Below are 12,179 nucleotides of genomic sequence, written 5' to 3'. Positions count from 1 at the left end.
GAGAGGGGTTGGGGTGAGGGTCCGGAGCGCGCAGCGCCACGCAAGGACACCAAACCTCAAACGCTCGTGTGCGATGACGGCGACCTCATCGCCCTCCCGCCGTGCTGAACCGCTTTTCCGAATCCCCAATCCCCAATCCCCAATCCCCGCATTCGTTGCACCAGCAACTGTGGCGCTGCCGCAAACCCTGTGCTATCACTACGTCCCATGAACGCTTCCTGCCGCAGCTTTTACTTTTGGTATTACGGTTTTCCGATGCCGCTGGCGGAGGAAGGATCGCGTTCACCCTGAAGGACACTTCAGCCGCAATCCCGAAAGCCGCCAGCGAACCTGGCGGCTTTTTTCATGCCGCCGGATCTGGCCCCCACCCAGCCCCCCGACGAGACACGCACATGGCCCCGCACACCGACGATCTGCGCATCCGCAAGATCGAACCGCTGACCCCACCCTCCCAGCTGCAGGCGCTGCTGCCCTGCGACGAGGAGGCCTCGCAGACCGTCACTGCCGCGCGCGCGGCGCTGCACGAGATCCTGCACGGCCGCGACGACCGCCTGGCGGTGGTGATCGGTCCTTGCTCGATCCACGACCCGGTCGCGGCGATGGAGTACGCGCAGCGCCTGCGCCCGCTGCGCGAGACCTACGGCGATGCGCTGGAGATCGTGATGCGGGTGTACTTCGAAAAGCCGCGCACCACGGTCGGCTGGAAGGGCCTGATCAACGATCCCAACCTCGACGGCAGCTTCGACATCAACAAGGGCCTGCGCCTGGCGCGCGGCCTGCTGCGCGACATCAATCGCCTAGGCCTGCCGGCCGGCGTGGAGTTCCTCGACATCATCTCGCCGCAGTACATCGCCGACCTGGTGGCCTGGGGCGCGATCGGCGCGCGCACCACCGAAAGCCAAGTGCACCGCGAGATGGCCTCGGGTCTGTCGTGCCCGGTGGGCTTCAAGAACGGCACCAGCGGCGACGTCAAGATCGCGGTCGATGCGGTCGGCGCGGCCTCGCATCCGCACCATTTCCTGGCGGTGACCAAGGACGGTCAGACCGCCGTGGCGGCCACCGCCGGCAATCCCGATTGCCACGTGATCCTGCGCGGCGGCACCCAGCCCAACTACGACGCCGACAGCGTGGCCGCGGCGGCGCAGGTGCTGGAGAAGGCCGGACTGCCGGCGCGGCTGATGGTCGACGCCAGCCACGCCAACAGCGGCAAGAACCCGGACAACCAGCCCAAGGTGATCGAGGACATCGCCCGCCAGCTCGAGGCCGGGCAGACCCGCATCGTCGGCGCGATGGTGGAGAGCCACCTGCGCGGCGGCCGCCAGGACCTGGTCGCCGGCCAGCCGCTGGTCTACGGCCAGAGCATCACCGACGGCTGCATCGACTGGGACACCTCGGTGCAGGTGCTCGAGCGGCTGGCGCAGGCGGTGCGCGCGCGGCGCCAGGCGCGCGTGGCGCAGGCGGCCTGAGCTCGATGGAGGGAGAAACGCACGCAGCCTGACCGGCTGCGTGCGTGGGGGCGGGGGAGGCCCGGAAGAGGGGCCGGACGCGCCGCCGAATGCGAAGGGAGAGAGCTTCGGTATCGACGGCTGCGTGCCGGTGATGACGTTATCCGCCCATCCGGTGACCACGGTATGCCGGTGTGTGGCAGCGGCTGGCAAGGTGTTGGCGGGGCGTTAAGACCGGTTGTCGCCGGTTCAGCGCGGCGGCGTGGAAGTGGCGCAATGGGATGTACAAGCCGCGCATTGAGGGGCCGGGGGCATAGCGGCGATCGCCTGCCGGACGCACCAGGCCCTGCTCGGCGCGACGCTGTTCCAGCGCCATGCGCGTGGGGTCAAGCTGACCGCCGAAGATCGACAACTGGCCGATGCCGCCAGCGCAGCGTTGGCCGACATCGGGGTCTGACCGATAGGTGCTGCCCGAGTCGCATGCGCGCATGTGCAGACGCCGCTGCTAGCGAAACCGGCCACCGTGTCGATAATGCCTGCATGGCCGCCGACTCGCCCTGGTTCCTGTACCTGCTCGAATGCCGCAACGGCAGCTACTACGCCGGCATCACCCCGGACCTGCAGGCACGCTTCCAGGCGCACCTGCGCGGCGCCGGTGCCAAGTACACCCGCGCCAACCCACCGGTGCGGCTGCTGGCCAGCCGCGCCTATCCCGACCGCGCCGCTGCCTCGCGCGCCGAGTACGCACTCAAGCAGTTGCCGCGTGACCGCAAGCTGGCGTTCCTGACCGCGCCCGAGACCGCGTCTGGCCCCGACAACCTGCAAGCGACCGCCGAATCCGCAGCGGTGTCGTAGGAGTGGCTTCAGCCGCGAGAAGCGTGACCCATAACGCCCGTCGCGGCTGCAGCCGCTTCTACGACGATGCCGCACATTCGCGCGGACTTCGGATGCGAGAGGGCTGCACTGTGGGAGGGACTTCAGTCCCGACGCGCGGTCCCGCAGTGCTCAGCGGCACTCCAGAATCATCGGCAGCCGTCGTAGGAGCGCTTTCAAGCGCGACCTCGGGAAAATGCGTCGCGGCTGAAGCCGCTGCTACAAGGGCGCCGACCACCCGCGCAGATGTCGGGATGGCAGGGCTGCAATGTGGGAAGGGCTGCATACCCCGCTGCCGATCGGTGACTCAGCCGCCCGCGTGCATCGTCCCTGTATCCAGCCAGCGCTGGTGCCAGGACAGCGCCTCGGGCAGCAGGTGCGGGGTGTGCTTGCCATAGCTGGCGTGCAGGGCGCGGTCGAAGTAGTCCTGCAACTGCGCGCGGTAGCTCGGGTCCACGCAGTGCGCGAGCAACTGCTGCGCACGCTGTCGCGGCGGCAGGCCGCGCAGGTCGGCCAGGCCGTGCTCGGTGACGATGATGGAGACGTCGTGCTCGGTGTGGTCGACGTGGCTGACCATCGGCACGATCGAGGAGATGCTGCCGTTCTTTGCCGTGCTGGGGCTGAGGAAGATCGACAGGAAGCCGTTGCGCGCGAAGTCGCCGGAGCCGCCGATGCCGTTCATGATGCGGCTGCCCATCACGTGGGTGGAATTGACGTTGCCGTACAGGTCGGCCTCGATCATGCCGTTCATGCCGATGCAGCCCAGCCGCCGCACCAGTTCCGGATGGTTGGAGATCTCCTGCGTGCGCAGGATGATGCGCTCGCGATAGAAGTCGATGTTGCGCTTGAACTCCTCGTTGGCCTCCGGGCTCAGCGCGAAGCCGGTGCACGAAGCGACTTTGAGCACGCCGCTGCGCAACAGGTCGAGCATGCCGTCCTGGATCACTTCGGTGAAGGCGCTGAGGTCGCGGAAGCCGCTGCTGGCCAGGCCGGCCAGCACCGCGTTGGGAATGTTGCCCACGCCGGACTGCAGCGGCAGCAGGTTGGGCGGCAGCCGGCCCTTGCCGACCTCGTGCTGGAAGAACGCGATCAGGTGCTCGGCGATGCGCTGGCTGGTGGCGTCGGCCGGGGTGAACGGGCTGTTGCGGTCGGGGCCGTGGGTGCGCACCACCGCCACGATCTTGTCCGGGTCGCAGCGCAGCGACGGCTCGCCGATGCGGTCGTCGGCGTGCAGCAGCGGGATCGGCTTGCGATGCGGCGGCAACGCCGTGCCGTAGTACACGTCGTGCATGCCGTCGATGCCGGCCGGCTGCCAGTCGTTGACCTCGACGATCACCTTCTTCGCCAGGTCCAGCCAGGTCTTGTTGTTGCCGACCGAGGTCGACGGGATCAGGCTGCCGTCCTCGCGGATGCCGGCCACTTCCACCACCGCGGTGTCGATCTGCCCATAGAAACCGAACCACACGTGCTGGGCGACGTGGCTGAGGTGGATGTCGATGTAGTCCAGGCTGCCGGCGTTGATGCGCTGGCGCGCGTCCGGGTCGGACTGGAACGGCATGCGCAGGGCGATGCCGTCGGCCTTGGCCAGGGCGCCGTCCAGCTCCGGCGCAGTGGAGGCGCCGGTCATCAACTGGATCTTGAACGACTGGCCCTGCAGATGCGCCGCCTCGATGCGCTGCGCGAGCGCCATCGGCACCGCCTTGGGATAGCCGGAGCCGGTGAAGCCGCTCATCGCCACCGTCTCGCCGGGCTGGATCAACGCCGCCGCGGCCTCGGCGCTGACGATGCGTTCGCGCAGGCGGGGATGGAGGATACGTTCGGCGGACATGCGGCGACCATGGCGTGGGAAGGGGAGGGCAATTATCGCGGATCGGGCCGAGGCCCGCGTTGGGGTGTGTCCCCACTTTTTGCGCCTGTCGCGTGGCGGCGCATGCGGGCGCAACGGACGCAGCGATGAGGATGTACGCCACGGTGTGTGCGATGTGTGCGGCGCTTCGCGCGCCGGACCCTCACCCCAACCCCTCTCCCGGTGGGAGAGGGGCGCTGGTTTCTCCACTCTCCTTGTGGGGTCTGGTTTGCGATGGCAGGACGCAGCGCGCATGCAGCCGGTGCAATGGAGCGGCCTGGCGGCCCTGCGTGCACCGCCACGCAACGCCGCGTATGCGCCACCGTCGCTTTCACGCGCTCCACGCCGCGTCGCGGCGATAGTGCGGCGGTGCCGCCTTTCGCCCGCCCGCTGACCGCCGTCCATGCTCGCTACCGGCGTCTGCCGCGCGGCTGGCGCCTGCTCCTGCGCGGCCTGCTGATCGCCTACCTGCTGTATCTGCTGGCCGGCAACGTGTTCCTCAATACGCCGCTGTTCGACCTGGCCACTAACCGCAAGCCGGAGAAGTTCCGCATGCACACCGGGCCGGCCGTCACCCTGCTGCCCGGCTTCATCACCGCCTGGAACGTGCGCATGCGCGGCCACGTGCAGCGCAATGTCTGGCAGGTGCGTGCCGACCGCGCCAGCGCGCGCATCGCGCTGCTGCCGCTGCTGCATCGCGAAGTGCGCCTGCCGTGGATGGAAGCGGTGAACGTGATCGGCGAGATGGACCGCGTCGAGGAGATGATCCCGCCACCGCCGCCCAGCGACCAGGGCTGGACCCTGCGCTTCGACGCGATCCACAGCGGCACGCTGCGCCGCGCACGTTTCGGCGATTTTGCGATCGAGGGCAAGGGCCACGGCACCGTCGGCTTCCTCAAGCAGTTGCGTGGCGGCCCGTCGGAACTGTTCCGCTCGCAGATCGTGTTCGAGGATGCCAGCGTGCGCTACGGCAAGCGCCAGATCGCCGACCAGGCCACGCTGGACGCGCGCTTCTCGTTCCCGCGCCACTACCGCGCGCAGGCGCCGGGGCTGCGCAAGCTGGGCATCACCGACCTGGCCCTGCGCATGCACGGCCGCAGCGTGGCCCTGCGCATCGACACCGCCGGCGACACCACCAAACTCAGTACCGAACCCGGGCTGGGCCATGTGCAGGCCGATCTGCACCTGCTGCGCGGCGCGCTGCAGCCCGGCAGCACGCTCAACTGGCGGGTGCCGCTGCATGCCGGCGTGGGCGCCACCGATCGCGGCGTGCTGACGCTGCTGCTGGACGTGGAGGGCGAGGACATCCGCGCCCGCGCGCGCCTGCCCGGCCAGGTCGATCCGCGCAGCATGCTCGATGCCGACCTGCGCATCGCCGGGCGCCAGGTGCCGTTCGCCGACCCGGCGGCGCTGCTGCCGCGCACCTCCGGCCGCGTGCAGGGGCGTTGGCATTTCGAATCGTTGAACTGGATCAGCGACCTGCTGGTGCGCAAGCCCTGGTTCCAGCTCGATGGCGGCGGCGACGTCGCCGCCGATCTGAAGTTGCGGCGGGGCGCGCTGCAGCCCGGCAGCCGCCTCGACGTGCCCGACGTGCAGGCGGTGGCGGAGATCATGCGCGTACGCCTGAGCGGCAAGGCGCAGGCGGCCGGGCGCATCGTCGGCACGGCCGACCAGCCGCGCACGCAACTGGACGTGCGCATGCGCCGCTTCGCGCTGGCGTCGCTGGACGCGCCCAAGGCCAGCTTCGTCGAAGGCGAGAACCTGCAACTGGACTTGCAGGGCGACGGCGCGCTGGCCACCTTGCGCGACTCGTTGCAGGCGCGGCTGCGCTTCGCCGATGCGCGCGTGCCGGACCTGCGCGCCTACAACCGCTACCTGCCGGCGGCGCAGGTGCGTGTGCTCGGCGGCGATGGCCGGCTCAGCGGCGATCTGCAGCTGGATGCGTCTGGCCAGGTCGGCCAGTGCACCTTGCGCGTGCTCGGCCGCCAAGCGCGGCTGCAGACCGCGGGCCTGGAACTGGCCGGCGATCTCGACCTGGACGCGCGGCTGCGCCGCGCCGAGCTGCAGGACAAGCGCTTCGATCTCAGCGGCAGCACCCTGCGCCTGCAGGGCGTGCGCTACGGCACCCAGCCCAGGCAGGGCGACTGGTGGGCGACGCTGCGCATTCCGCAGGGCCGCATCGCCGCGGCGGCGCCGGTGCAGGCCGATGCGCAGGTACAGATGCAGATGCGCGACGCCGGCCCGGTGCTGGCGGTGTTCGCGCAGCACAGCGATGCGCCGGCGTGGTTGCTGAAGCTGGCCGATGCCGGACAACTGCAGGCCAGCGGACAGCTGCGCTGGCGCAAGGATGCGCTGTGGCTGGATCGGGTCGCGGCGGAGAACGAGCGGGTGGCCTTGCGCGCGCGCCTGCGCGTCGGCGATGCCGGCACGCAGGGCGATCTGTATGCGCGCTGGGGCGTGCTCGGCGTGGGCGTGGCGCTGCGCGGCGAACAGCGGCAATGGCATCTGCTCGGCGCGCGCGAGTGGTACGACAAGCAACCGGCATGGCTGCCGGAGGCGCCGGCACCGGCGGCATCGCCTTAGCGCGACAGAGATCGCGTTGGGCGTGCTTCGCTGGCTGCGGGTGGATGCGCTGTGCGCCGCGCCACGCCGGCATGCGAAAGCATGCAACGCGCGTATCCCCCGCTTTATCTATTCCCCATTCCCGTCTCCCCATTCCCGCCCACGCAGAATGTACTGCTCGGTATCGTTTTGCAGTGCAGCGTGCAATGTCCAAAAAAAGCGCCCAAGATCGCCCTGCATCCCGACGTGGGGGAGGGAGCAAAGCCCGCTGGCAGTTCGCTGCAAGCGGGCTTTTTTATTTCAGTCGGCGGGCATCGCGTCGCTGCCGGAAAGTGCCTCGGGTGATTGCGACAGTTGTTGCGCTAGCGCCTCCGCTGCCGGCGTTCGGTTGGCCTCGCTCCACAGCAGCCGGAAGCTGGCGTGCGGCAACGGCGGCAATCCAAAGCGCTCGTCCACGGCGACCATTCCCGCTTCCAGATCTTCCTGGGGCAGGGCGGTGATGGCCAGGCCGGCCTTCACGGCGGCGCGCAGTCCCTGCTGACTTGGCGAGGTGAATGCCACTCGCCAGGCGAGATCGGCGCGCTCCAGTGCAGCGGTTCCCACCTGCCGGTGCAGGCAGGGCTTGGGCGCAAAAGCGAGCGGGACTGGCGCATTCGCGGCCGGCGCGAACGCTGGCGCGGCCGCCCACACGAAGCGGGTCCGGCGCAGCAGGGGCGTTGTCGGGTCGTCCTCCAGTGCGAGTGTCACCGCCAGGTCGAGGGAGCCCGCAACGATCTGCTCGTGCAGCGCGGCATAGGTATCCACCGTCACGTCCAGCCGCACCGCCGGAAACATCCGTGCGAACCGCGCCAGCATCGGCGGAAGGCGATCGCCGACGTAGCTTTCGGGGGCACCGAAACGCACCGTGCCGGACACCGGAGAACGCCGGAAACGCCGTGCGAGCGCGTCATGCGCCTGCAGCACCTGCGTCGCATGGCGAAGAAAGTCTTCGCCGTCTTCGGTCAGGCTCACCCGGCGGGTTGTGCGATTCAGCAGTGCCGTGCCGGCCTGCGCTTCCAGTTTGCGAATGTGATGGCTGATGGCCGACTGGGTGAGGTGCAGCCGTTCGCCTGCGCGCGTGAAGCCGCCAGTCTCGTTCACCGCAACGAAGGTGCGTAACAGATCCGGATCGTAGTCCATGCGATTCAGTCCATTTTTTAATTAATTCAAGAAAATTAAATCATTTCCATCATCCATTGTGTGCTCCCAGACTGGAAGTCAGCCGCTCCCAAGCCCGAATCGACCCGCCGTGCACCGGTCGGTCCGCTCGGCGCCGCGGGCGGATGTCCCTCTAGGAAAAGCCCATGACGCACCTTCCTTCCGCGCGCAGGAACACCCTCACGCTGGCGGCCGCCTGCCTGGCTTCGCTGATGTTCGGTCTGGAGATCTCCAGTGTGCCGGTGATCCTTCCCCTCCTCGAAGCGGCGCTGCACGGCAGCTTCCGCGATCTGCAGTGGATCATGAATGCCTACACCATCGCCTGCACCACCGTGCTGATGGCGACGGGCACGCTGGCCGACCGCTACGGGCGCAAGCGGATCTTCCTGATCTGCGTGTTCCTGTTCGGCGTGACCTCCTTGGTATGCGGCCTTGCAGGGAGCACGGCGCTGCTGATCGCTGGTCGCTTCCTTCAGGGGATGGCCGGGGGCGCCATGCTGGTGTGCCAGTTCGCCGTGCTCTCGCAGCAATTCGCAGACGCGACGGCCCGTGCCAAGGCGTTTGGGATCTGGGGGATCGTCTTCGGCATCGGCCTGGGTTTCGGCCCGATCATCGGTGCCGGCATCGTCGCGTTGTGGAGTTGGGAATGGGTTTTCCTTGTGCATGTTCCCATTTCCGCGATCGCCCTGGGGCTGGCGCTTGTCGGTGTCGATGAGTCGCGCGATCCGCAGCGGCGCCGTTTGGACGTCGCCGGGATCGTCTCGCTGTCGGTCGCGGTGCTCGCCTTGGCGTGGTTCATCACGCAAGGGCCGGTAGCCGGCTTTGGCAGCGTTTCGTCGCTGGCGAGTCTGATCATCGCCATCGGCAGCTGCGTCGCGTTCGTTGTGGCGGAGCGCCGCGCCGAGGCGCCCATGTTCGACTTCTCGGTGTTCCGCATCCGCGACTTTTCCGGCGCCCTGTTGGGCTCGATGGGCATGAACTTCAGCTTCTGGCCGCTCATGATCTATCTGCCGCTGCTGTTCCAGCATGGGCTGGGCTACGGCAACGTGGCCACCGGACTTTCGCTGCTGGCTTACACCTTGCCGACCCTGGTGCTGCCGCCGTTGGGCGAGCGGTTGGCGCTGCGCTACCGCGCGCATACCGTGATTCCTGCCGGCCTGTTTGCGATCGGAGCCGGCTTGTTGCTGATGGCGTGGGGCAGCGGCACGGTGCGGGCCAGTTGGTTGACGATGCTCCCCGGGTGCCTGCTGGCCGGTACCGGGTTGGGGATCGTCAACACCCCGGTGACCAATACCATCACCGCGTCGGTCTGCGTCGCGCGTACCGGCATGGCCTCCGGCATGGACACCAGTGCGCGCCTGATCAGCCTTGCGATCAATATCGCGGTCATGGGATTCATCCTGGTGGAGGGCGTGTTGTCCTTTCTCCGCCGGACGCTGCCGACGGTCGACGCCACGTTGCTGCGGGGGCTGGCTGAGCGGCTTTCCGGCGGAACCGCACACGCGGCGGGGCAGGGCCTCTCCACGCCGACGGTTCCGCCCGACGTCGCGGCGGCAGCCATGATCCAAGGCATGCAATGGGTGATGTTGTATGGCGGCATCAGTGCCTGGATCCTCGCGCTCTGCAGCGTGATCGTGTTCGGCAGGCGTGGCGCCGAACATCGGTCTGCCGTGTCGAAAGAGGTCGCCTGATGGACGCGCGACCGAGGCGAAGGCGCTCGGCCGGTTGCCCGTGACGGAAGCGCCGCGTCGTGCGCTGCGCCCGAAGCCCGGGCGCTGGGACGTGGATTGTCCGCGGCGGCGCGTGCACATGCGCCGCCGGCAGCACCGCTGTGCCTCGACTGCCGCGAACCGTCGCCGATGCGGGGTGCGCCGCGCCGGTTGCGTGTGCGTCAGGTCGGCATCGCCTGCGACGTCGCGTTCGGCGACGGCGGCAGTTCCGGCCGGGTCGGATCCACGGTCAGCGGTTCGTCGCTGCGCAGCAGCGCATGCGCCTCGGCCTCGCTCGCCACCGCCGGCGGCGAGCCGCGCAGCGGCAGGCCGGCGGTTTCGCGCACGAAGACCATCGTTGCGATGCCCACCACCGCCGCGCCCATCAGGTAGTACGCCGGCACCAGCGGATCGCCGGTGCGCTCGACCAGCCACGCGGTGACCAGCGGCGTGGTGCCGCCGAACAGCGACACGGACACGTTGAAGGCGATCGACAGCGCGCTGTAGCGCACCGGGGTGTAGAACAGCGCTGGCAAGGTCGACGGCATCGAGCTGGTGAAGCACACCAGCGCCACGCCCAGCAGCATCAGGCCGAGGAAGATCAGCCAGTCGTTGCCGGTGCCGACCAGGCGCAGGCACGGCACCGCCAGCACCAGCAGCGCGATGCAGGCGCCGATCACCATCGGCTTGCGGCCCAGGCGATCGCTGAACAACCCGCCGAGCACGTTGAGCGGCATCATCACCAGCATCACGATGATGATCAGCAGCAGGCCCTTGCTCTCGGCATAGCCCATGGTGACGCTGAGGTAGCTGGGCATGTAGGTCAGCAGCATGTAGTCGGTGACGTTGAACACCAGCACCAGGCCCACGCACTTGAGCAACTGCGGCCAGTGGACGCGGAACAGCGCGCCCAGGCCCGGCGCATCGTGCTCGCGCTTTTCCGCCTCTTCGGCATAGGCCTGGAACGCCGGGGTTTCCTCCAGTTTCATGCGCATGTACAGGCCGAGCAGGCCCAGCGGGCCGGCGATCAGGAACGGCACGCGCCAGCCCCAGTCGTGCATCTGCGCATCGCTGAGCGTGAAGTGCAGCGCGGTCACCGTGGCGGCGCCGGCGATGTAGCCGCCCAACGTGCCGAACTCCAGCCAGCTGCTCATGAAGCCGCGGTTGCGGTCGGTGGAGTACTCGGCGATGAAGGTCGCCGCGCCGCCGTATTCGCCGCCGGTGGAAAATCCCTGCACCAGCCGCGCCACCAGCAACAGGATCGGCGCCCAGATGCCGATGCGCTCGTAGGAGGGGATGAGGCCGATCGAGAACGTGCCCAGCGCCATCAGGATCATGGTCGCGGCCAGCACCTTCTGCCGGCCGTAGCGGTCGCCCAGCGGGCCGAACACCAGCCCGCCCAGCGGGCGCACCAGGAACGCCACGGTGAAGGTCGCGAACGTGGCGATCAGCTGCGCGGTGGGGTTGGTGCTGGGGAAGAACACGTGGCCCAGGGTCACGGCCAGGTAGCCGTACACGCCGAAGTCGAACCACTCCATCGCGTTGCCCAGCGCCGCCGCGCCGACCGCCCGCTTGAGCATGGGTTTGTCGACGACGGTGACTTCTTCCACCTGCAACTGGCGGCGGCGCTTGAACCATCCGAAATGGGCGTGGAACTCCGACATGTCTTCTCCTGTCCTGGAACGGTGAGGTGATGACCCCCGGCCCGCACGCGTCAGGCAAGCAAGACGGAACGACAGGGCGCAACGGCGCCGCACTGGTCTGCGGGGGCGATCCCGGACGGCCGCGTCAACACCACGGCGCTGCAGGATCGAAGAACGGAGCGGGCGGCGCAGGGCGCACAGGGGCTCCGTCGAGGGGTTCATGATACACCATCGTCGTGACGGGGCTGGCGGCAAGGTCTGCGAAACGTTGCGAAAAGTGCCGAAAAGCTGCGTTTTGCGTGGATTTTGGAGCCGTGCGGGAATGGCCTCAGCCGCGACGCGCGACGGTGGAACAGCCTTGCGGCGTCGGATGCGCCGTCGGGTCGGGACTGAAGTCCCTCCCACAGTGCAGTGCTGCACAGTGGGGTTGCCGAGAATGTGGGTGCTTCACCCGTGGGAGCGGCTTCAGCCGCGACGCGCGGTGGTGGGAGATCCAGCAAGCGTCGGACACGTCGGAATGAAGTTCCTCGTATGCAGCGCAGACAGCTCCGCCCTGGCTGGGGCCGATGCTGCAATCACGACGCTTTCCTTGCGCTCGCGGCGTTCGACGGCGCGCGTTTGATTGCATCGACGCCGCGGTGCTGTCCGCGGTCGCCGCGGGATGCCATCATCGGCCGATGGCTTCTGCTCCCTTCGTGGTTCCCGACGTCCTGCAACCCACGCTCGAACGCAGCTTGGCGCGCCTGCGCCAGGCCGTCGCCGCGCAGCTGTGGCCGTCTCATCCCGGTTTCGAGGACGCGCTGGCGCGCGCGCTGCTGGCCAGCGACTTCCTGCTCGATACGCTGTGCCGGCAGCCGTCGCTGCTCGCGCACCTGGCGCAGCCGGATCCGCCGCCGTTGCCGCT

General features: G+C 68.6%; 8 protein-coding genes and 1 pseudogene. 6 read left to right on the top strand and 3 right to left on the bottom strand.

The window, feature by feature from the left end:
• Positions 1 to 392: 392 nt before the first annotated feature.
• The 3 genes and pseudogenes from D588_RS0102580 to D588_RS0102575 all read left to right on the top strand — a co-directional run bounded on the left by D588_RS0102580 (position 393) and on the right by D588_RS0102575 (position 2,300).
• Positions 393 to 1,466 carry a 3-deoxy-7-phosphoheptulonate synthase gene (locus D588_RS0102580; RefSeq protein ID WP_017914859.1) on the top strand — a complete coding sequence of 358 codons (1,074 nt, stop codon included), beginning with the start codon at positions 393 to 395 and terminating at the stop codon, positions 1,464 to 1,466.
• Positions 1,467 to 1,785: 319 nt separating this feature from the next.
• A pseudogene (locus tag D588_RS27105) lies at positions 1,786 to 1,893 on the top strand (LysR family transcriptional regulator); the annotation flags it as partial.
• A 92-nt stretch (positions 1,894 to 1,985) separates the two neighbouring features.
• On the top strand, positions 1,986 to 2,300 hold the full coding sequence (locus tag D588_RS0102575) for a GIY-YIG nuclease family protein (RefSeq protein ID WP_017914858.1): 315 nt from the start codon (positions 1,986 to 1,988) through the stop codon (positions 2,298 to 2,300).
• Positions 2,301 to 2,625: 325 nt separating this feature from the next.
• On the opposite strand, the gene D588_RS0102570 is transcribed toward D588_RS0102575, so the two are convergent.
• Entirely contained in the window at positions 2,626 to 4,146 is a 1,521-nt protein-coding gene (locus D588_RS0102570) for an acetyl-CoA hydrolase/transferase family protein (RefSeq protein ID WP_017914857.1), read from the bottom strand.
• Between the two features lie 387 nt (positions 4,147 to 4,533).
• On the opposite strand from D588_RS0102570, the gene D588_RS0102565 reads away from it, so the two are divergent.
• Positions 4,534 to 6,747 carry a hypothetical protein gene (locus D588_RS0102565; RefSeq protein ID WP_081613461.1) on the top strand — a complete coding sequence of 738 codons (2,214 nt, stop codon included), beginning with the start codon at positions 4,534 to 4,536 and terminating at the stop codon, positions 6,745 to 6,747.
• A gap of 279 nt (positions 6,748 to 7,026) precedes the next feature.
• Here the strand turns inward: D588_RS0102565 and D588_RS0102560 are convergent, their stop codons facing one another.
• Positions 7,027 to 7,905 (bottom strand): LysR substrate-binding domain-containing protein, encoded by an 879-nt coding sequence (locus D588_RS0102560; RefSeq protein WP_017911940.1) that lies wholly within the window; start codon positions 7,903 to 7,905, stop codon positions 7,027 to 7,029.
• Between the two features lie 164 nt (positions 7,906 to 8,069).
• On the opposite strand from D588_RS0102560, the gene D588_RS0102555 reads away from it, so the two are divergent.
• Positions 8,070 to 9,614, top strand: coding sequence for an MFS transporter (locus D588_RS0102555; RefSeq protein ID WP_017914855.1), 1,545 nt, complete (start codon positions 8,070 to 8,072; stop codon positions 9,612 to 9,614).
• 200 nt (positions 9,615 to 9,814) lie between these two features.
• Here D588_RS0102555 and proP read toward each other — a convergent pair whose 3' ends face one another.
• Complete coding sequence (proP, locus tag D588_RS0102550) at positions 9,815 to 11,296, bottom strand: glycine betaine/L-proline transporter ProP (protein ID WP_017914854.1); 1,482 nt, start codon at positions 11,294 to 11,296, stop codon at positions 9,815 to 9,817.
• Between the two features lie 656 nt (positions 11,297 to 11,952).
• Between proP and D588_RS23830 the strand changes: the two genes are divergently transcribed.
• The coding region (locus D588_RS23830; protein WP_232764202.1) for a hypothetical protein at positions 11,953 to 12,179 on the top strand (227 nt) is incomplete at its 3' end.

Source organism: Xanthomonas sp. SHU 308, from assembly GCF_000364645.1.
Lineage (GTDB): Bacteria > Pseudomonadota > Gammaproteobacteria > Xanthomonadales > Xanthomonadaceae > Xanthomonas_A > Xanthomonas_A sontii.
This window is presented reverse-complemented; position numbering and strand designations above follow the sequence as displayed.

What these genes read in the sequence shown, in the direction of transcription:
- D588_RS0102560 (WP_017911940.1), bottom strand. Translation starts at nt 7,905, where the DNA reads ATGGACTACGATCCGGATCTGTTACGCACCTTCGTTGCGGTGAACGAG.
- D588_RS0102575 (WP_017914858.1), top strand. Translation starts at nt 1,986, where the DNA reads ATGGCCGCCGACTCGCCCTGGTTCCTGTACCTGCTCGAATGCCGCAAC.
- proP (WP_017914854.1), bottom strand. Translation starts at nt 11,296, where the DNA reads ATGTCGGAGTTCCACGCCCATTTCGGATGGTTCAAGCGCCGCCGCCAG.
- D588_RS0102555 (WP_017914855.1), top strand. Translation starts at nt 8,070, where the DNA reads ATGACGCACCTTCCTTCCGCGCGCAGGAACACCCTCACGCTGGCGGCC.
- D588_RS0102580 (WP_017914859.1), top strand. Translation starts at nt 393, where the DNA reads ATGGCCCCGCACACCGACGATCTGCGCATCCGCAAGATCGAACCGCTG.
- D588_RS0102570 (WP_017914857.1), bottom strand. Translation starts at nt 4,146, where the DNA reads ATGTCCGCCGAACGTATCCTCCATCCCCGCCTGCGCGAACGCATCGTC.